16 protein-coding genes are annotated in these 20,752 nt (G+C 46.8%); 5 read left to right on the top strand and 11 right to left on the bottom strand.

Annotation, left to right across the window (positions count from 1 at the left end; genetic code table 11):
• Positions 1–124: 124 nt before the first annotated feature.
• The 11 genes from ABH897_RS06540 to leuC all read right to left on the bottom strand — a co-directional run bounded on the left by ABH897_RS06540 (position 125) and on the right by leuC (position 16,302).
• Entirely contained in the window at positions 125–1,963 is a 1,839-nt protein-coding gene (locus tag ABH897_RS06540; RefSeq protein WP_283652169.1) for an ABC transporter ATP-binding protein, read from the bottom strand.
• The gene (locus ABH897_RS06535) at positions 1,960–3,735 is read right to left on the bottom strand and encodes an ABC transporter ATP-binding protein (RefSeq protein ID WP_283652170.1); all 1,776 of its coding nucleotides are present in this window, start codon (positions 3,733–3,735) and stop codon (positions 1,960–1,962) included. Before ABH897_RS06535 ends, ABH897_RS06540 begins: the two co-directional genes overlap by 4 nt.
• 349 nt (positions 3,736–4,084) lie before the next feature.
• On the bottom strand, positions 4,085–7,759 hold the full coding sequence (locus tag ABH897_RS06530) for a dynamin family protein (RefSeq protein ID WP_404591392.1): 3,675 nt from the start codon (positions 7,757–7,759) through the stop codon (positions 4,085–4,087).
• Between the two features lie 316 nt (positions 7,760–8,075).
• Positions 8,076–8,621 (bottom strand): glutathione peroxidase, encoded by a 546-nt coding sequence (locus tag ABH897_RS06525; RefSeq protein ID WP_404521257.1) that lies wholly within the window; start codon positions 8,619–8,621, stop codon positions 8,076–8,078.
• A gap of 103 nt (positions 8,622–8,724) precedes the next feature.
• Positions 8,725–8,997 (bottom strand): NAD/NADP transhydrogenase alpha subunit, encoded by a 273-nt coding sequence (locus ABH897_RS06520; protein WP_283652172.1) that lies wholly within the window; start codon positions 8,995–8,997, stop codon positions 8,725–8,727.
• Between the two features lie 57 nt (positions 8,998–9,054).
• Positions 9,055–9,729 (bottom strand): endonuclease III, encoded by a 675-nt coding sequence (gene nth, locus ABH897_RS06515; RefSeq protein WP_283652173.1) that lies wholly within the window; start codon positions 9,727–9,729, stop codon positions 9,055–9,057.
• Between the two features lie 210 nt (positions 9,730–9,939).
• Complete coding sequence (locus tag ABH897_RS06510; protein WP_404521255.1) at positions 9,940–10,590, bottom strand: GerMN domain-containing protein; 651 nt, start codon at positions 10,588–10,590, stop codon at positions 9,940–9,942.
• A 45-nt stretch (positions 10,591–10,635) separates the two neighbouring features.
• Positions 10,636–12,135: an N-acetylmuramoyl-L-alanine amidase family protein gene (locus tag ABH897_RS06505; protein ID WP_283652175.1), complete on the bottom strand. Its 1,500-nt coding sequence runs from the start codon at positions 12,133–12,135 to the stop codon at positions 10,636–10,638.
• Between the two features lie 314 nt (positions 12,136–12,449).
• Entirely contained in the window at positions 12,450–14,027 is a 1,578-nt protein-coding gene (locus ABH897_RS06500) for an N-acetylmuramoyl-L-alanine amidase family protein (RefSeq protein WP_404580457.1), read from the bottom strand.
• Positions 14,028–14,253: 226 nt separating this feature from the next.
• Positions 14,254–14,856 (bottom strand): 3-isopropylmalate dehydratase small subunit, encoded by a 603-nt coding sequence (gene leuD, locus ABH897_RS06495; RefSeq protein WP_283652177.1) that lies wholly within the window; start codon positions 14,854–14,856, stop codon positions 14,254–14,256.
• 21 nt (positions 14,857–14,877) lie between these two features.
• A complete protein-coding gene (gene leuC, locus ABH897_RS06490; RefSeq protein ID WP_404521317.1) occupies positions 14,878–16,302 on the bottom strand; it encodes a 3-isopropylmalate dehydratase large subunit in 1,425 nt (474 codons plus the stop codon).
• Between the two features lie 343 nt (positions 16,303–16,645).
• On the opposite strand from leuC, the gene ABH897_RS06485 reads away from it, so the two are divergent.
• The 5 genes from ABH897_RS06485 to ABH897_RS06465 all read left to right on the top strand — a co-directional run bounded on the left by ABH897_RS06485 (position 16,646) and on the right by ABH897_RS06465 (position 20,743).
• Positions 16,646–17,638, top strand: a complete 993-nt coding sequence (locus ABH897_RS06485; protein WP_283652178.1) for a copper amine oxidase N-terminal domain-containing protein — start codon at positions 16,646–16,648, stop codon at positions 17,636–17,638.
• A gap of 392 nt (positions 17,639–18,030) precedes the next feature.
• Positions 18,031–19,011 (top strand): aldo/keto reductase, encoded by a 981-nt coding sequence (locus tag ABH897_RS06480; protein ID WP_404580458.1) that lies wholly within the window; start codon positions 18,031–18,033, stop codon positions 19,009–19,011.
• Positions 19,012–19,109: 98 nt separating this feature from the next.
• Positions 19,110–19,496 carry a MerR family transcriptional regulator gene (locus ABH897_RS06475; protein ID WP_404591390.1) on the top strand — a complete coding sequence of 129 codons (387 nt, stop codon included), beginning with the start codon at positions 19,110–19,112 and terminating at the stop codon, positions 19,494–19,496.
• A gap of 151 nt (positions 19,497–19,647) precedes the next feature.
• Positions 19,648–20,028: a VOC family protein gene (locus ABH897_RS06470; protein WP_283652180.1), complete on the top strand. Its 381-nt coding sequence runs from the start codon at positions 19,648–19,650 to the stop codon at positions 20,026–20,028.
• 178 nt (positions 20,029–20,206) lie between these two features.
• On the top strand, positions 20,207–20,743 hold the full coding sequence (locus tag ABH897_RS06465) for a hypothetical protein (protein ID WP_404518960.1): 537 nt from the start codon (positions 20,207–20,209) through the stop codon (positions 20,741–20,743).
• Positions 20,744–20,752: the final 9 nt, after the last annotated feature.

Genomic DNA, 20,752 nt, shown 5'->3' with positions numbered 1-20,752 from the left:
ACTCTTCCCCCTCTGAAGATATTGCTCTGATCTCTTTTCATCTTTATTTTCAGGGTTTAGCTCCAAGAATGCAATAGCGCTCCGCATTTAAATTTACAAAAATCGCGATTTTTTGATCTTTTTTTTACAAAAATCTGAACTGTGCTTCCACCAGCCCCCGATAAATTCCATGTTTTTTCATCAATTGTTCATGATTCCCACTTTCTTGGATCTGCCCATGATCCAGCACGACGATATGATCGGCATTCCGAATGGTGGACAAACGATGAGCAACCATGAAGGAGGTTCTGCCTTCCAGCAGCACCTGAAGAGCCTCCTGAATTTTCAGTTCTGTTTCCGTATCTATACTGGCTGTGGCTTCATCCAATATGAGAATTCGTGGATTAGCCAGTAAAGCGCGGGCAAAAGATAGCAGCTGGCGCTGGCCCATGGACAGCATACCGCCCCGCTCCTCTACCTCTGTTTCATAGCCGCCCGGCAAATGAACGATGAATTCATGAGCATTGACTGCCTTCGCAGCCGCTTCAATTTCCTCATCCGTTGCATCCAGTCGACCGAATCGAATATTATCGCGAATCGTACCTGAAAAAATAAATGTATCCTGAAGTACGATGCTAATTTGGCTACGCAAGCTCTCCACCGTTACATCACGCACATCATGGCCGTCAATCATAAGTCGCCCTGATGTAATGTCATAAAACCGGCTGAGCAGGTTAATGATTGTGCTTTTACCAGATCCGGTATGCCCGACAAGCGCAATGGACTGACCCGCCTCGACAGAGAGATTAATGCCTTTAAGCGCCTGACGTCCCTTTTCATATTCAAAAACAACTTCTTCAAAATGGATATCGCCGCGAATGGACGGTAGGTCTTTGGCTCCCGGCTTATTCGCAATATTCGGCTGTTCATCCATAAACTCAAAAATTCTTTCAGACGAAGCCATCGCAACCAGCAACTGGTTGTACATTTGGCCCAGTCGATTAATCGGGTCCCAAAAGTTCCCCACATAGTTGGCAAACGCAACCAGCAGACCTACCGTAAGCTGATCCGTCTGAATCAGATGTGCCCCGAACCAGAACAGCACAAGCGTACCCAAGCCTCCGGTAATATCAATGAGCGGGCCGAAGATCTGATTCATGGCCGATGCTTTATCCCAAGATCGTTTGCTGGAGCTGTTCATGTTATCGAAATAAGCCATGTTTTCCTGCTCCTGCGTGTACGCCTGCGTCACACGGATACCCTGAATGGATTCATTCAGATGAGAGTTGATACGGGAATTCTTCATGCGTACTTCCTGCCAGGCACGGCGGATGCGCACACGCAGCTTGGTAGAGATTAAAAACATGATCGGAACAGTCACGATGACCGCCAGACCAAGCTTCCAGTTAATCAGCAGCAAAATGACGATGATTCCAGTGAGCTGTACACAGTCAATCAGGACATTCACCGCACCATTCGTAAATAGATCCTGAAGCGAGTTGATGTCATTCGTAACGCGTACCAATACAGATCCAGCCGGTCTTTTATCAAAAAAGTTGAAGGAAAGCTTCTGAATATGCTTGAACAGATCCTCACGCAGATCGTAAATGACACGTTGACCGATAATATTTGTGAATTTAATGCGGTACGTACTGGCTGCCCATTGAATTAAATATAGCAACAGCACTGCTCCAGTTATAAGCAGCAGCAATTTTACACTCGGCAGTGCAGGCCCTACGGGAGCAATCGCCTTGTCAATGGCCAGACTGATCAGATAGGGAACGGTCAGCTTGGTGATGGTACCAAGAATCATCATGACCAGTAGTATCGGCAGGATCTGCCGGGCGTAAGGCTTCATGTATGCGAGCAACCGTTTGAATTCGGACCAGTTAAACGGTTTGTCGATGATATCATCATCCTGGTACACAAATCGCTCATTCATTGGTTTTTGAAGCGTTTTGGCTTTTTCAGCGGGTACATTCATGGTCTCACCTGCCTTTCGGATGCACCGTCAGGAGTCTGGGCTATGTAGTCAGCGTATTGAATATGATACACATCCTGATACGGACCTGGAGTAGCAATGAGCTGTTCATGCGTTCCTCGCTGGGCTATCTGCCCTTCCTCCAGCACTACAATTTCATCAGCATGACGAAGTGAAGAAATACGGTGAGCAATAATAAAGGTCGTCCGTCCTCGCATAACCTCTTGAAAACCGGTCTGGATTTCATGCTCCGTCTCCATATCGACCGCGCTGGTCGCATCATCAAGCACCAAAATTTTCGGATTTTTGAGTAGTGCGCGTGCGATGGCAATCCGTTGCTTTTGCCCACCAGACAGCCCCAGTCCCCGTTCACCGACAACTGTGTCATAGCCCAATGGCAGCTCGGTAATAAATTCATGCGCCTGAGCCAGCTTGGATACGCGTATAATGTCATCCATACTGACATGGCTTAGTCCATAAGCAATGTTGTTACGGATGGAAGATGAGAACAGGAACGTCTCCTGGAACACGGAAGATATTTGAGCACGTAAATCACGGATTTTCAAATGGCGTATTTCCGTTCCATCCAGCTTGATGCTGCCTGCGTTCACATTGTAAGCTCGCATAAGCAGTTGAATAATGGTGGATTTACCTGATCCGGTTCCGCCCAAAATACCGATGACTGATCCCGGGGGCGCATCCAGGTTGATGTCAACGACAGCGGGTAGCTTATTCCCGTAAGCAAAAGTGACATGCTCAAATGTGACATGGCCCTCCACCTCGTCAGCATCGAGCGACAGAGCATCAGCTTCATCGGTGACATCCACCGATTGATTCAATAGCTCCAAGACCCGTTCACCAGAAGCTTTGGACTGGGTATAGTTATTGATATGGAAGCCAATGTTCCAGATGGGGCCGATAATATACCAAATTAAGCTAAAAAAGGCGACAAGCTGACCCAGGGTCAGCGACTTTTCAATAACCAGATAGCCCCCCATGCCCAGCAGAAGAACCACACTGACAGAAGCAATCAGCTCCATGGCGGGGAAGAAACGGCTCCACAGGGAAGCAGCTTGAATTTGATTACTTTTGTATTGCTCATTTCGCACTGAAAATTTTTCAACCTCATATGATTCGCGGGCAAATGATTTGACGGTGCGCACGCCTGTTATATTTTCCTGCACCGCTGTCGTCAAGGCGCTGAGCGCAATCCGCATTTCCTGAAAGGTGGGGTGAATTCGTGATTCGAACTTAAACGTGACGAAGAGCAGCAAAGGCATGCTGATCATCGTAAAGAGGGTGAGTTGCCAGTTGATATACAGCATCATCATAGATCCGAATACGACCATCAGTACCACATTGAGGATTTGGGCAAAACCAAACCCGATGAAGTTGCGAATCGCCTCCAGATCACCCGTCAAACGGGACATGAGATCCCCCGTTTTGGCAGTGTCATAATATCTGAAGGACAAAAATTGCAGTTTTTCATAACAAGCATTGCGGAGTCGGTATGCCAGATAGTTACCCAGCCGTCCACCAAAAAAACCGTGTAAAAATTGCATAAAGCCTTTGACGATCACTACTCCCAGCACAGTTAGAGCCAGCGCCGGGACTTTCCCGAAGTCACCGGGGATGATAGCGTTATCAATTAGCCTTTGGAGCAGGTTTGGATACACCAGTCCCAGGGCCGTCGCTATCGCAAGGCATAGAATGGAAAGAAACAGATAATGTCTCCTCTCACGAAAAAAGCCCTGCAATTGCCTGAGCACTTCCATGTCAATGTCCCTCCATTAGTTGCACGACGTTGTTATATGGCTTAGTGAAGTTTACCATTCGCATTCCAAGGGGGCAAAGAGGATAACTGGCCGTTTTCAGGCAGGTTCGCAATTGGCGGGTGATTAGACAAATTAAATCGCTTTCTTATCATTGAATATGGCTAATTACTCGTTATTGCTGTCTTTTTGAAGCATGCTTAAAACACCGGGTTGTCCCGCAACCCGGTGTCCTGATGAAAGATATGCTTGTCCATGAAGCGACGGTAGCCCGCAATCTATGGATGGAATGCTTATTAGGCAGCTGATTAGGTTATTTGAAAAAATGAACTTAGGCAATGTGTGGCAAGAATTACGTTAGCGATTCTTCCTGCTCCAAGGCGACAATCCGACTGACAAGCTCTTCCCAAACCTGTGGCTGCTCACCACCCGTAAGTGCATGCTCCATACCGCGAATCGTCTCCAGCATCTGCTCCCGAAGCTGAGTCGTCTGCCACATTTGTTCCTCCTGTACCAGCATAATGTAAAAAGAGGACATTCGTTCTCGCTGTTGCTCTACAGCTTCCCCGATTCTCTCGCGCAGCACTGGCTCCAGTTTGGTTTGCAGACCCGCACGGCCAGATCCTTCAAAAAATAGCTTTGGATTTTTAAAGCTGCCCCAATATTCTTTCCAATGGACGGACTCCTGTAAGGAAATTTCAATCAGTTCGGGAACAGCCCATTCTCTGGGTTCAGGAACCGTGCAATCCAGTCCTTCCAGCTGATGGTTCATGTCCTCTACACACCGCTGTATAGCCTTGCGTACCAAGCTTTGTCCCGTTTTTTCCAGCCTCAGCGTGGTTGCCAGCAATTCTTGTGACAGTTCCAGTTCGATCAGGCGCATCAGCTCACGGCCACAGGAAGCAAATGCTGAACGAAGATCGCCCACACCTTCCCGCAGGACAGACGGATGAAACGCCTCCGCGATAAACTCTCCAGTCCGATAAGCCAGCCGTTGACGTACGTGAAACAGCAGTTCATCGGTTTCCCCAGACAACACGGCTGCACCACTGCTATCAGACAGGCTCAGTAGTGTTTGCTCCAGTCCCTCGCGGATATGGTTTATTCGCTCCAACCGCCCTTCGCGTTCCTCCACGCTATATCTGGCATCTGCGGCGTGTTGCACTATCCGGCTTCGCAACCGCCCCAGCTCCTGCATGGCGGAAGCAATGGACAATCCGGCCAGCTCTTCGGCTGCAAATGCTGAAAAATCATCTTCAAACGCATCAAAACCTGAAGCCGCACGCAGCGAAGCCTCTCCTTGCTCGGCTGCTTCCAGCGCCAGCATACTAGACAGCGGATAAATACGCGGCTTACGAATCCCGTTCGCTTGCAGTTGCTCCTGCACATGCCGGGTTACGGATTGCAGCTCTTCTTCGGACGAAGCGAGGTCTGCTGCATTGACGATAAAAAAGGTCTGATCCAGCGCCAACGTCTCTTTCACCCGGCCCAATTGGTTCAAAAATTGACGGTCTCCTTGGGTAAACGCGTGATTATAGTACGTGACAAATACAAGAGCGTCCGCATGCTTCATATAATTGAAGGTCACACCTGTGTGACGCGCATTGACTGAATCCGCTCCAGGCGTATCCACAAGCACGATCCCCTGACGGGTCAGAGGGCAGTCATAATAAAGGTCAATATGCTCCACAAAGCATGACTTATGCTCGGATGCAACAAAATCCCGATATTGCTCCAGATTTACTTGAAGCTGCTGGCCCAGCAAGCTTTCAGCTTCTTCCCATCCAGCGGCGGCAGCCTTCAAAAAGCTGTAATGGGGCCGCCCGGCAGGGTGAATGCCTTCGGGGGATAACGCATGTACGGTATCCTGCCATCCCTCTGCACCCGGTTCTCCCAGCCCTAACAGCCGAAACGAGTATTTAAGGTCTTCCCGCAAAGCGTCCACTGATTTCATATGGACGTCTGCGGTAGCATGGCGCTCCTTGCTTGCGGGCGCCATAATCCGGTTAATCGCCGCTGTCGTCGGATGCGGCGATACAGGCAACACCGCTTCGCCCAGCAAAGCGTTGGCGAAGCTGGACTTCCCGGCGCTGAACGCTCCGAACAGCGCCAGCGTGAACCGCCCGCCTTCCAGCGCAGCGGCGCGGGCGTGCAAATCCCGTACTGCCGCTTGCATGGCAGGGTACGGGCTCAACAATGCAGCGGCGGCCTGCAACCGGGACGCTGCTGCATCCAGCCGCGTGCGGCGGCCTCCGGCGGCGGGCTGTGCTGCCGCCGTGCCCGCAAGCGGCTGCGCCGCTGCGGAGTGTGCGCCAGCGGCGGCAGTACGCGCAGCGCCCGCTGGCGCGGCCGAAGCCGCAGCGGTGGTTTCCGCCGCAGGCGCTGGCGCGGTCGCCTGGGGCAACGCGTCAGGCGCGACTGCTTGCGGAAGCAGGCTGCGCAGCACGGTGGCGTGCGCAGCCGAGGCGCTTAGGCGGGCGCGATAACGGCCTGCCGCGTCCGCCTGCGCCAGCAGCTCGGTGCGCGCGGACGCAAGAGCCGCGCGGCGTGCTTCGGCCTGCGCAGCTAGCTGCGCCAGCATGCGGTCTGCCAGCGCCAGCGCCTTGCGGCGGCAATCTGCCGTAACGGCGCTGCGCAGATCCTTGCAATAGTTCAGCGTATACTCCGACGACAACGCGGTTTCCTTCACCGTCTGCTCAATCAAACTCCGATCCGTCACAGGACGAATTTCGTCCAGCTCCTGCTCCATCGCAGCCGACCACAAACCATGCCCATCCCCCCAGGAACGCAGCAGCTCTCGCACATGAGGAAGCAACTGCCCCTCCACCTGATCAGCCAGCATACCAGTCAGTCGTTCCAAACGGTTTTCCTTCTCCCGCTCCGTCTTTCCCCCGGCGAACCATAGCCCGGCCTTGAAGCCCGGCTTGCGACTCTCCAAATATTCACTCGCCGCCTCACGCAGCTCTGCTGGTGTCAAATGTACATGCTCCAGTAGATGATCCAGCTCCTGCCGCAGCCGTTTATGCTCCTGCTCCGCCAGCATCTGCCAGCGTTCATCCTCTTGCTGAAAAACTTCCAGCTCCATAGCCAGACGCGAAATGACTTCCTCCCCGCCTGCCTCTTCCAGCAACGTGTTCAGTTCCTCTTCCTCCGCAGCCTGTACAGCCTCCACATGTTGATCCGCCAAATGGCGCATGGAGGAAACCAAACTGTACGACAATAGCTCTGTTTTTCGCTCCAACAGTGCTTTGATTAGCAACGGCAGCTCTTTCCATTGGTTCCAAGGATGGTTTTGCTCTTTCAAGGAGGTGAACAGTATATCCGTGTAATGAACCTGCCAAGCATGAAAGCTAGCCTCCACCTCACTACGATAACGTGTAAATGAAAGCTCTCGCTCTCGATGCTTATCTATTTGGTTAATAATCAAATATAACGGCTTGCCCCAATCCGACAGACTTTTGGCAAAGGACAAGTTATTTTCCGATTGAACATGATTATAATCCATCACATAAAAAACAATATCCGCCCAGTGCAAAGCAGAATGTGTCGCCAGCGCATGGCCATGGTCCGTAGAATCGACACCGGGTGTATCCAGCAGTACCCCTCCGCCAGCTAACATCGGGACATCCTCCCATACCTGAACCGATTCGTAAGCTCCGCCATTTTTACAATATTCAGCCAGCTCGGACAGAGAGGTTTCCAGCACCTCCGGCTCCGGGTTTTCTGATGTTTTGGCCGGATGAATTAGCGCTCTCGAACGTCCGTAACGGATGGACACCACATTAGCGCTCGTAGGAACCGGCCCGGAAGGCAGCACTGTTTTGCCGCACAGACTGTTGATCAAGCTCGATTTCCCAGCGGAAAAATGCCCGCAAAATGCAATGGTCAGTTCCTCTGCATCCGCCTTCTCCAGCAAGTCAGCTACGGCTTTCGCTCCTTCCTCATCCCCAGCTGTGCGCAAAAAATTCCGTAACTGTTCTATCGTATTCATTTCTTCCCGAGCATTCCCTGTAATCGTTTGCATCATAAGCTATAGTTCCACTCCTTGTCCCTTAACTGCCTCAAATAGCTTTATTGTAGCATTCCTTAGGCGCTGTGAGAATCATCACAGTTGAGGTTTTTGCAAAAATCCACAAAGCGACGTGTAACCAGCAATATATAGATCGAAATGATTTTATTCGTCTATATATTGCACCTTGGAGCGACTGGAATCGAATTTTGCAAAATCCTGAATTAAAAAAGATGTTAAAAAAAGGCGCTCCCCGCCATGTACATGACTTTGGGAAACCGCCTTTTTATCAATAGTACCAATAAGTTCATCTCATTCTGTCCAAAACTGATCTTTACAGCAAAGCTTCAATATCCTCTTCCATATCCAGGGGATCCGTCGTCGCCTCAAAGCGTTTGACCACTTTCCCGTTCCGATCAATCAGGAATTTTGTAAAATTCCATTTGATCGAATCTCCAGCTAAGTATTCAGGATGACGCTCATGAATTAAAGGAATAAGTATTTTGGCAACCGAATGCGTTTCATCAAAGCCCTCAAAGGGCAACGACGAAGAAAGATATGTAAACAACGGGTGAGCCTGCTTATCACGTACATCCACCTTTTGGAACATGGGGAACGCAACGCCATAATTCAGGGTACAAAATGCATGCACGCTGTCATTGGAATCCGGCTCCTGATCGGCAAACTGATTACACGGAAAGCCGAGAATCACCAAACCTCTATCCTTATAGTGATCATACAAACGCTGCAAATCCTGATATTGAAATGTAAAACCGCACTGGCTGGCTGTATTTACAATTAATACCACTTTATCTTTGAAATCACTAAGGGAGATTTCCTTACCGTTCATTGCAACGGCTGAATAATCATAAATGCTCATTTAAGAATAACTCCTCTGTAAGTTATACACCATGCGCCCCGAGGCTGGTTAGACCAGCCGAGCCGCTTACGGCGGAGCATGCAAGCATGTCCGCTAATTGAACTTAATTTGTTGCCGTCTCAAGCACTGGCAGCAAAATTTCGAATACTTGACCATGCTGCAAAATTGTAATTCCGCGGGATTTGTCCTTCATTACGACTACTTCCGGCTTTTGAGACATACGCTCCAGATAATACTCAGGTACATCACCAGAATGGCTAACTGTGATTCCTTCAAGCTCGCGCTCTTCGTTTTCAGCAAACTCCGATGTTACGATTTGCTCAAAAATATCGGAAAAAGCCTCAAAATTGTCTGTATATACCGAAATGCATTTCATACTCTTCATCCTTTTCTACACTTAAATGGTTAAACCCTCGTAATCTCTGCGGGGTCTTTAAGCTCTACGTTCCTTATCTTTCCTGATCAGGGACGTTTTCATACGTTTCTTGCCTTCCCTGCATACATCGAGCAACGGACATACCTGACATTGAGGGTTTTGCGCTTTGCAGTGATAGCGGCCGAAAAAAATGAGCCTGTGATGGGTCAAGGACCATTCGTCCCTAGGTACCCTTTTCATCAGCTTTTTTTCCACCTCTAGCACTGAATCGTCCCATCCCGCAAAGCCCAGTCGTTTGGAAACACGCTCTACATGCGTATCTACCGCAATAGCTGGTACATTAAAAGCGGTGGACACAACGACATTAGCCGTCTTGCGCCCAACACCGGGAAGCTTGACCAACTCATCATGCTCAGACGGTATTTCTCCGCCGTACTGGTCTATCAATAAACGGCACAGGTTTTGAATATGCTTAGCCTTGTTCCGGTACAAGCCGATTCTGCGGATATCCTGCTCCAGTTCTTCAATGGGAACAGCCAAATAATCCTCGGGTGTCTTGTATTTTTGAAACAGGTCTGCCGTTACTTTATTCACCATCTGATCGGAGCATTGAGCAGACAATAACACAGCAATCGTTAATTCAAAAGCATTGTCATGGTTCAACTCACAATGGGCATCCGGAAACATCGTACCGATGGTGTCCAATATATGACGTGCGGTTGCTGCATTCACGGAATCCTACCTCCTACCAAAAAAAACGTCTTGATACGGGATAGCCCGCATCAAGACGGTCACTCTAAATAATCATCCGAAAGAAACGAATACTATTTGTGCATGACTGCCTGCATAGGCGAGAAATACACTCCTATATTAACATTAACTGTCACAGATTGCACGAGAAAAGTGTGTAATTCCCAAGAAATTTTCATACAGTCTGATCTGTTAACGGTTCATCGGATGATCCAGGTCTACATGTCCCATTAAGGATTCCAGGGATTGACCATCTACGAGCAAATCCAGCGTTTTGACTTCCTTGAACTGGAACATCGTTTTCTTCAAAGCGTCAATAGCCAATTCCTCGCCGCCTGCACCCAGACGAGCCTCGTCCGGCAGGGAAATATCAAACGTCAATGCTCCATTGTCCAATTTGATTTTATGCACGGAAATTTTCTCGGACCATAACGGTATCAGAGTAGAATTCCCACTCTTTTGCAGAGCTTCAAACGCCTTTTGGAATTTTTCCAGCTCGCTTGGGTAGGTAATTTCCTTTTTCTGTTCCTTCAAACCTGTCTCTTGTGTATCGGTGTAGTACACCGTGATCTGTTGAGTTTGGCGGTCTCCTGATTTTACCGTATCCGTCTTGGTGTTTGTAGGCTCGGTTGACGAGGATGCAGGTGTTTGACTCGCTCCGTTATTTTCAGCAGACTGAGTCGATGAATCAGGGATCGTTTGTTCTGGTGTGCTATTTTGCGCCGCAGACGTTTTTGTTTCCTGAGATGGAGCAGCAGGAGCGGCTGTCTCCTTGGAGGCGCAGCCTGCACCTGCAATAGCAAACAGTGCCAGCAGACCTGCGATTACGATTTTCTTGTTCATATGTCCCCCTCCTTGCTTGACGTTGGCAAGCGATTTGTTGAAGATTTATTTTACACCAAGATACTCTGTGATGCCATCTGCAATCCCTTGAGCTACCCGGTTTTGGAAATCTTCATCAAACAGTGTGGCTTCCTCTTTCGCATTACTGAGATATCCTACCTCAAGCAAAACAGCAGGCATCGTCGTTTCCCGAATGACATGGAAATTGCCATAACGAATGCCCCGGTCTGTTAAACCTGTCGCTGGTGCAAAGTACTTATGCATGACGTCCGCGAACGCTTTGCTTGCACTACGCTGGTAATACGTCTCTGTACCGTTGGAAGCCGAGCTGCCGCTGCTGTTGGCGTGAATGGACACGAATACGTTGGCATTGAGATTTTCAGCCACTTTTACGCGTTGTTTAAGCTCCAAAAACGTATCATCGCTGCGTGTCAACACAACCTCAAGATTAGGGTTCTGCTTCAAAATGCTTTCTACCTTCAGAGCCATAGCCAAGTTGAAGGTCTTTTCGTAATTTTTTCTAGAAATCCCAACGGCTCCGGAATCCTTCGCTCCATGACCGGCATCAATAACAACGACTTTTTTGCCATTGCTGTTAACTGGTGAGGTCTGTGTACCATCCGGCTGTGAACCATCTGGTAAGGTAGCGTCAGGTGTTGTATTCACTGAATCCTTCGATGCCAGATCGACGATAACACGACTCGAGCCGTCATTGTATGCGGTATAATTCATGACATGCTTCAGATCAATAACAACACGAACCGTTGAAGGTTCCTTTTGGAATAAAGCATAACGGATACCGGATACATCCGCTTCATCCTGAATATCCAGTGAACCATTCTGGCTGCTGTCCAGCTTTTGCTGGGCCCCAAAGTTGTCAGCAAAAGCCGTAGCCGGCAAATCCACAACTACTCGATCAGGGGCAGTCATTGTAAATGCTTTTGGCTTCACTGCACCCGTAGTCGTAATGGTTAAGCGGTTTTGACTGAAACTGATTCCCTGTACCTGCATTACACCTGAACTGGCATTATTCGTTGGTAAAGTTACACTTCCAGTATCTGTGCTGCTATTCCCGGATTTAGGAGGAGTAAATTCCCCGTTTCCCGACCCGCTACTGCGGGTATATAATTTTACGGACTTGGAGCTACTGTCCCATTTTACGTCCAGTCCCATTTGCTCGCCGATAAAGCGAAGCGGTACAAGGGCATAATTGGAACGCAGCAGAGGCGAAGCATCCAGACTAATGTCGCTTCCATTGACAGTCGCCGTCTTGCTTCCGATTATCATTCGGATCGAGGTACTGTCCTTCTCAATCGTTATGGTTCGCGCCTGCTGCTTCCATGTCACGTCATAACCTAAATTTTCAGAAATTACGCGTAGCGGAACCATTGTACTTCCACCAATCACTTGTGCCTTAGCACCGCTCGGGACACTTAACTGTTGATCGTCGAGATAGATTTGTGTTCCACTCGAAGCCGCATGTCCATAACCCGGAACCGCCCACATGAAGACAAATAATAACAACAAAAAACCAAATTTCTTCATTCGTCACCCTTCCATTCATAATTTTTTTGCCACATGCTCCGGTGCGGCGACCTGATATACGCGCTTATGTAATATCAGACAACCTTTTAGACGTTATTCCACACCAAAAGTTGCGAATATATTCCATCATAACAGAAATATACGTGCCAAAGAACTAGTTTTGTCGAATTTTAGCTAAAAATATAGTTCATTCGCTTTGCGGCTAAGGTCATTGATCGGATTACAAAAAAAAGCTGCTTTCTCCCTAAACATGGATAGGGATAAAAAGCAGCTTTGGGATGAGTTTCATACGATCTCATTTAAAATTTTCAAAATTATGAGTTGATAGAATCACTCGTGTCGTTGACCGTCACAGTCCCCAGATATTCCTTTAGACCGTCCACAATCCCTTCCGCAATCCTTTCCTGTGTTTCTTCCGAGAACATGGCTGCTTCATCAGACAGATTGCTAAGGTAGCCACATTCCAGCAACACGGCTGGCATTTGGGCCTTTCTCGTCACGATATGATTCGCCACCTTAATCCCGTTATCCTTAAATCCGGTTGCTGCCACAAGATGCTTATGCATCGTCGTTGCTAGCCCCAGACTTCCCTGACGTGCATAGTAGGTTTCAGAACCGTTGGCTTTTCCTTTATTGGAGGGGAGCATACTGTTTCCATGGATCGAAACAAATACGCTTGCATTCTGATCGTTTGCAAGCTGGGGGCGTTCATCCAGTGTAGGATACGTATCTCCATCCCGGGTCATGACTACCTGAATATCAGGATCGTTTTGCAAGAGCTGCTTGACCTTTAACCCTACAGCCAGTGCAAACTCCTTTTCATGTCTTCCAGTGATACTGCCTGCTCCGGGATCTCTGCCACCATGCCCTGGATCAATGACGACTATTTTCCGTCCGCCGCTGTTGGTTGGTGTCACAGCCTGATCAACACTGCGTTCACGCAATTGGAGTGTGATTTCACCTGTGCCGTTAGTTGAAAGCTCGTAATCACGTACCTGGTTTAAAGCAATTACAATGCGGACGCCGCCCTTTTGTCCATCGGCGGGAGCAAACCTGACTTCCTGCACATCCTCGCTGTCAATATTCGTCAGCACTCGTAATCCATCGCTACGAAGCGGAAACTGCTGAGAAATTTCCGACGTAAGCACAGCTTCTGCCAGATCTACAACAATGCGATCAGGTCCCGTCATCTTGGTCACTTTGGGCGTTACATCCCTGTTCAATGAAATCTGTAATGCCTCATCTTGAAAGGTAATGTTTTGTACTAGTAGTGTATTTGCTTGTAGCTGTTCTGTATCCTGCTGCTTGGATGATGCGAGTTCGTCCTGTGTAAGCTTGTCTGATCCAGTCAGCTTTGTAGTCGTTGTTGTTAACGAAGACGTTTTTTGTGTACTCGTGATCTGTGTCTGCGTTTGTGATGTTTTTTGGGATGGAGACTGTTTTTCTGTCTGCTGGTCTGTCACCTTTTGACTGAGATTTACGGATTTATTTTTATTATTCCAATCTACCTTCAGCCCCATTTGCTCCCCGACAAAACGTAACGGAACCATGGTGGAGTTGCCACGCAGCACAGGAGGTGCGTCCAAATTGACCGTTTGTCCATTCACATCAGCCGATGTACGGCCCACATACATGGACATATCCGTGCTGTTTTTTTGGATTGAGATTTTATAGGCTTGTGGTTCCCATTTAAATTGATATCCAAGTTGTTCACCAACCACTCGAAGCGGAACCATGACTTTTCCATTGACCATCTCAGGCTTGGCATCTGCGGGCGCTTCTATCCTTTTTCCATCTAAAAACAACTCTGCTCCAGCCGCATTCACATGAGAGGAGGACGGCCACAACCAAATTAAGATAGCCGCCAGTATCAACCAACTATATTTCTTCATCCTCATTCCCCTAACTTAGATATGTATTTTTTTGTGCTACTGCATAGGCATAGTCCTTCAGGCATTTTACATTTACCATACCATGCTGAGTCGAACCGTCAACCCCTTATTTACCAATTTATCTTATGAACATGACAAAAGCCCGCAGGCAAAAGGATTGCCAGTACGGGCTTTTTGTCCAACAAACCAGTTCACTTTATCGCTACAAACTCATACTGAGCTGGAATTATGCGCCTTGCTTCGCAGCACGCTTCTGTTCATAAGCCAGAATTTCAGCCTCATGCTGGAGCGTCAAGCCAATGTCATCCAAACCTTGCAGCAAAAATTGACGGCGATGCTCATCCAGATCAAAATCAATATGCAGACCATAATCGTCGGTAATTGTTTTTTCGTTCAGGTCTACGTTCAATTGGTAGTTATCATGCTTCGCTGTGCGTTGAAACAAATCCTCTACTTGCTCCTCAGACAACTTGATCGGTAAAATAGCATTTTTAAAACAGTTATTATAGAAGATATCCGCATAAGACGGTGCAATTACGCAGCGAAATCCATAGTCCATGATCGCCCACGGCGCATGCTCACGGGAGGAGCCGCAGCCAAAGTTGGCACGAGAGATCAGAACAGATGCTCCTGCATAGCGAGGTTTATTCGGTTCAAAATCAGGATTTATATTTCCTTCCTCATCAAAACGCCACTCGTAAAACAGAAACTGTCCAAAACCTGTGCGCTCGATTCGTTTCAAAAACTGCTTGGGGATAATAGCATCTGTATCTACGTTCACCCGATCCACAGGTGCTACAATCCCTTTTAAAGTTGTGAATGCTTCCATTGTAAATTCCTCCTCCGTATCCTAGTGGACTACTGCTTCCTGCTTGAACTTCCAGTCCCGTACATCGACAAAATGTCCATGAATCGCCGCAGCGGCTGCCATTGCCGGAGATACGAGGTGAGTACGCCCTCCACGTCCTTGACGACCTTCAAAGTTACGGTTAGAAGTCGACGCACAGCGCTGTCCCGGTTGAAGTACATCCGGATTCATGGCAAGACACATACTGCATCCCGCTTCACGCCACTCAAATCCTGCTTCCTTGAAAATGACGTCCAGTCCTTCTTCCTCGGCCTGAATTTTCACACGTCCTGAGCCCGGTACGACGATTGCCGTTACTTTGTCAGATACCTGGTAGCCCTTGGCAACCTCGGCAGCAGCGCGCAAGTCTTCAATCCGCCCGTTTGTGCATGAACCGATAAACACATAATCAATCGCAATATCCGTGATCGGTGTGCCTGGCTTCAAATCCATATATTCAAGCGCTTTTTCAGCAGCTTTACGTTCGTTTTCTGTCGGCAATTCTGCCGGAATCGGTACTGTGGCAGAGATATCTGTACCCATGCCCGGGCTAGTCCCCCAGGTTACTTGTGGAATCAAAGCATCCACATCAAACTCTAGCACGACATCAAACTCAGCGCCTTCATCTGTAACAAGCTCTTTCCACTCAGCAACCGCCTGCTCGAAAGCAGCTCCTTGCGCTACATGTTGACGTCCACGCAAGTAGTTAAAGGTTGTTTCATCCGGCGCAATCATACCCGCTCTGGCTCCGCCTTCAATGGACATGTTGCACACGGTCATGCGCTCTTCCATGCTCAATTCGCGGATGGATTCACCTGTATACTCAATAACATAACCGGTAGCGAAATCCGTGCCGTATTTGGCGATGACACCCAAAATCATATCCTTTGCTGTCACACCCGGCTTGCGGCGGCCCACAAAGCGGACTTCCATTGTTTTTGCTTTAGCTTGCTGGAGACATTGCGTTGCCATTACGTGCTCTACTTCGCTGGTTCCGATACCAAAAGCGAGCGCTCCGAACGCGCCATGTGTGGAGGTGTGACTGTCACCACAAACAATTGTTTTACCCGGGTGAGTCAGACCGAGCTCCGGCCCCATAACGTGAACGACACCTTGATCAATCGTATCCAGATCATACAGTGTGACACCGAAATCACGGCAATTTTGAGTCAAAGTATCAATCTGCTGCTTGGAAATCGGGTCCGTAATATTGTAACGATCCTTCGTCGGTACGTTATGATCCATCGTCGCAAACGTAAGCTCTGGACGACGCACCTTGCGTCCGCTCAGACGAAGCCCCTCAAACGCCTGCGGCGAGGTCACCTCATGTACTAGATGAAGGTCAATGTACAAAATACTCGGCTTTCCCTCTTCCTGATAGATGACATGGTTATCCCAAATTTTCTCGAACATGGTCTTTTTGCTCATCATAATTCACCCCTGTGTTTTTCGAACCTATTGTAGAGAAGTCTGTACGGCTTTCTCTTGGATGTCAACAATATACCACGGCATGCTTGATTGATCCAAGATATGATATCTATAGAAGTGATAGGTTAAGGCTATAAGGCGGGTTAAGGCAACATGGGATAGATATTGGTATAAATACGCCATGAACATTTCCCAACGAGACAGCTTTACTTCACATCTGCTCTGCTTGTGTTTATTGAGGTAACAACGTGTACAAATCATAAACAGAACATATGTTCTGTTCAAGAAATTTACAGATAGAAAAATATTCCTAGGTCTGATAGACTACTTGTAAAATGGGAGTTTGCAAAATCCTGAAATATTAAAAGAGGAGATTATTATGAAGCGCCTTCTTACTTTATTGTTAATTTTTGTTGTCTATTTTGGAACGATTCCAACAATACATGCGAATCCGTCGAATTATCGTATTTTTTTGGATGGAAAGATTGTGACACTTCAATCTGCCCCTCGCATTGAAAGTAACACCCTTATGGTTCCAGTTGTCCCGTTGTTAAAAAAATTAGGCTATACAGCTGCTGTAGATCCCGATATTCCTGATCGTGTAAAAATAACAAATTCGAATAATTCGATTACCTTTGTGATTGGTGCTAAAAATATTTATATCAACGGAAAAGAAATTCGTATGCCTATTAGCTCTAAATCATACAATGGAGTAACTTACCTTCCTATGCGCGCAATTTCGCAAGCGCTCAGGAAACCATTTGGCAGTAACCCTACAGAACAGTACGCCTGGATTGGAGCTGCACCTAGTAAAAACCAAAACATTCCCCCAGAATTGCAAGGGAAAGATTTTAGAAATGCTGTATGGGGTATGACAGTTCAGCAAATTAAAAGGTCCGAGACACTGCCTCTCATCAATGCTGTCACTGAATTGGATGATTACGGCATGAGTAATATGTACTATACTTATTTGGACTACAAAGGTGAATACAACGGGTACAAAGCAGTTTACACTTATATCCTATCCGGGAAGAATAAAAACAGCACTAAACTGATTGACGGACAGATTTTATTTCCTGAAAAATTTAGTAACATGCAAAACTATATAGATCGTTTCTTTAAAATTAGTTCTAAAATGCAATTGGCATACGGTGCACCCGTTGAAACGGAGCGACCACGAGGAAGAGATCAGAGTAAATGGGCGGAAGACCTGTCTTTAGGTAATCTCTCATTAACCGATTACTACAATGTCGGTCGAAATTCTTATTATATCCGATTGTACAAAAGTATGAATTCTGAATATCCTCAATTGGATATTTTGGTGTCTCAAAGATAATATTAAATTTTTTTCTGAGAATCAGTACGACAGTGTAATTGATTTTATCAAATACTTCGAAGATCGCTATAGAACTGACTAAACAAAAAGCTCTGCCGACCCATTAAGGTCAGCAGAGCTTTTACTATTTCACTATAAACCTTACCTTTTTTCCATCAGCATAATAACTTGTACCGAGAAAATAGTTGCCAGCAAAAATACGATGTTAACTTCTGGGTTCGTAGACCATTTCGTCAACAGATCGGCCGATTTTCAATGCACTGCGTAGTAAAAAAATCGCTTGACTTGGAGTTAACTCCAAATGTAATAATATCGGATGTAAGTAGGTGAAGAGTAATCGGAGTAAGCTACATTTGAAGGAAACAATACCTAGGAAAGTGAGGAACAATCAAATGGAATATGTGAAACTTGGAAATACCGGCTTGGATGTATCCCGGCTTTGTCTTGGCTGTATGGGCTTTGGTGTTGCAGAGCGGTGGATTCATCCTTGGATACTTGATGAAGAACGCAGTCGTCCAATTATAAAAAAAGCCCTGGAGCTTGGTATCAATTTTTTTGATACTGCGAATGTATATTCAGACGGAACAAGCGAGGAAATTGTTGGGCGGGCTTTAAAGGATTATGCGAATCGAGATGAAATTGTCCTCGCGACGAAGGTTCATTTCCGTATGCATCAAGGTCCAAACGGTGCGGGACTTTCCCGAAAGGCAATCATGAGTGAAATAGATAAAAGCCTTAAGAGACTGGGAACAGATTATGTGGATCTGTACCAAATTCACCGCTGGGATTATAATACTCCCATCGAAGAGACGATGGAAGCATTACATGATGTTGTGAAGGCCGGGAAGGCAAGATATATTGGTGCTTCTGCCATGTACGCATGGCAATTTCTGAAGGCGTTACATGTAGCTGAGAAAAATGGATGGACCCGGTTTGTATCGATGCAGAATCATTTAAACCTCTTATATCGTGAAGAGGAGCGGGAGATGCTGCCGCTTTGTAAGGAAGAAAAAATCGGTGTGGTTCCATACAGCCCTCTTGCAGGAGGAAGATTGACGCGTGATGCGCAGGAAACAACACATCGTTCCGAAACCGATCAAGTTGCGAAATCTAAATATGATGCGACTGCACATACCGATCGATTGATCGTGGATCAGGTTGCGGCAATCGCAGAACAACGTAGAGTTCCCCGTGTCCAAATCGCACTTGCCTGGTTGCTGCAGAAAGAACCGGTAACAGCTCCCATTATCGGTGCTACGAAAACGTCTCATCTCGAAGATGCGGTAGCTGCGCTCTCGATTACGTTAACACCTGAAGAAATTGCGTTGCTGGAAGAGCCGTATGTTCCTCATCCGGTAATTGGAGCCCAGTAAATTTTGATGCGATGACAGTTTTGATATAAGAAACGACAAGAACGCCCTATCCATTTACTTGGGGCGTTCTTGTGCTAAAATCGGGAGGTGAAATCTGCATGTTGATAGCAGAAGTAAGTAAAAAATTTGATCTATCACAGGATACACTCCGCTATTATGAACGCATCGGACTTATTCCACGTGTGAACCGCAATAAAAGCGGAATCAGGGATTATACGGAAGAAGACTGCAGGTGGGTTCAATACATCAAATGTATGCGAGCCGTAGGTCTTCCAGTTGAAATTTTGATTGAGTATGTTGGGTTGTTTCAACAGGGTGATGAAACCATGGATGCTAGAAAAGAACTCCTAATCGAGCAACGTAAGCAGCTCATAACAAGAATGGAAGACATGAAGAACGTGTTGGAACGCATGGATTATAAAATTGCAAGATATGAACAGACAATATTTGAAAAAGAAAAAACACTAAATAGACCACAAGATTAGTTTTGTGAATGACAATGGGGGAATCATACCACAAGTCAGCTCTGTCTATAGTAGTAATATTGGCGTCTGGTTCAGTAAAGAAACTTGTGCCTATAGTAAGGATTAGGATCATCGAGTTGGGTAATTACTTATACAAAGGAGTGAAAAATCAATGATTAGTAAAGTCGGTCAAATTATGTTGTATGTAAATAACCAAGATGAGTCACTGGATTTTTGGACAGGAAAAGTAGGATTTAATGTAATTTCAGAAGAAAATAATGGTCAAGGAATGAGATGGATTGAAATTGCTCCTGAAAAGGGTGAAGAAACAAGTATCATTCTCCATAATAAGGAATTCGTTGCTAAAATGTCACCTGAATTAAATCTCGGTACACCTTCTTTAATGTTTTTTTCGGAAAATCTCGATCAATTACATGGCGACTTATCCAATAAAAATGTCAAAGTCGGAGAAATTGTAAATATGCCTTCCGGCAGAGTATTTAACTTTGCAGACAATGAAGAAAATTACTTTGCTGTAATGGAAAAAAAGTAAATTACGATAAAAATGGGATAACGATCAGTCATCCCACCTTTATAAAAGAGTAAAAGCCCTCCGTTTAAGAGGGCTTTTTCATATATGCTGGCCGCAAACTAAAGTCATTCGATTGACCTCACTAACCTCCAATCAAGTCCACTCCAACCTCATCTATGTAAAATTATGGCTTAGTGTAATGAATTTCACATCTTTCCGGGTCAACCTGTTCTACCATAGAAGAGTGATACGCCGTGCTGGGCAGACCACTTTGGGCGGGACGGGTGCGTTCTGCTGTAAATCAGCTACACAGGCTGTCTGGCATGTGCGGCAAGCACGCTTTTATTTTGATTCGAAGCGGAGTGTCCAGATGTTGAATATCGAATGGGAATACCGTGAGCGCATCAGGAAGCTGGCCGTATGCATTGTCAAGCATTACCGAGGAAAAGGACCGGACAATGTCAAGGTTTCACTGGATTCGCCGCTCCGGATTACGGTAGAAATTTGGGGCACCTTGTCCAATCTCTCCGAAATTTTGGTTCATGAAGGGGCTGGCGAAAAGGTCAAAGAATATTGGAACGTCCTTCGTCCTTATCTGGAAAAGGAATTTATGAGCGAAGCTGAAAAAACACTTGGCAGTCCCTTCACTTACACTTGGGAAGTCTACCCCTCCGTCCATGGAGACGGACATATTATCATTACTCTTGAATTACAACACATACACCGGTTGGATTAGCGGGAAGGA

It is taken from the genome of Paenibacillus sp. RC73 (genome assembly GCF_044908085.1).
Lineage (GTDB): Bacteria > Bacillota > Bacilli > Paenibacillales > Paenibacillaceae > Paenibacillus > Paenibacillus terrae_A.
The sequence above is the reverse complement of the archived record's forward strand: the minus strand, read 5'-3'. Positions and strand labels throughout refer to the sequence as shown.

Coding starts and splice junctions, on each gene's coding strand:
- ABH897_RS06475 (WP_404591390.1), top strand. CDS start 19,110: ATGTTGATAGCAGAAGTAAGTAAAAAATTTGATCTATCACAGGATACA.
- ABH897_RS06525 (WP_404521257.1), bottom strand. CDS start 8,621: ATGAGCATTTATGATTATTCAGCCGTTGCAATGAACGGTAAGGAAATC.
- leuD (WP_283652177.1), bottom strand. CDS start 14,856: ATGGAAGCATTCACAACTTTAAAAGGGATTGTAGCACCTGTGGATCGG.
- leuC (WP_404521317.1), bottom strand. CDS start 16,302: ATGAGCAAAAAGACCATGTTCGAGAAAATTTGGGATAACCATGTCATC.
- ABH897_RS06480 (WP_404580458.1), top strand. CDS start 18,031: ATGGAATATGTGAAACTTGGAAATACCGGCTTGGATGTATCCCGGCTT.
- ABH897_RS06530 (WP_404591392.1), bottom strand. CDS start 7,759: ATGATGCAAACGATTACAGGGAATGCTCGGGAAGAAATGAATACGATA.
- ABH897_RS06535 (WP_283652170.1), bottom strand. CDS start 3,735: ATGGAAGTGCTCAGGCAATTGCAGGGCTTTTTTCGTGAGAGGAGACAT.
- ABH897_RS06505 (WP_283652175.1), bottom strand. CDS start 12,135: ATGAAGAAATTTGGTTTTTTGTTGTTATTATTTGTCTTCATGTGGGCG.
- ABH897_RS06470 (WP_283652180.1), top strand. CDS start 19,648: ATGATTAGTAAAGTCGGTCAAATTATGTTGTATGTAAATAACCAAGAT.
- ABH897_RS06510 (WP_404521255.1), bottom strand. CDS start 10,590: ATGAACAAGAAAATCGTAATCGCAGGTCTGCTGGCACTGTTTGCTATT.
- ABH897_RS06465 (WP_404518960.1), top strand. CDS start 20,207: ATGAATTTCACATCTTTCCGGGTCAACCTGTTCTACCATAGAAGAGTG.
- ABH897_RS06520 (WP_283652172.1), bottom strand. CDS start 8,997: ATGAAATGCATTTCGGTATATACAGACAATTTTGAGGCTTTTTCCGAT.
- ABH897_RS06500 (WP_404580457.1), bottom strand. CDS start 14,027: ATGAAGAAATATAGTTGGTTGATACTGGCGGCTATCTTAATTTGGTTG.
- ABH897_RS06540 (WP_283652169.1), bottom strand. CDS start 1,963: ATGAATGTACCCGCTGAAAAAGCCAAAACGCTTCAAAAACCAATGAAT.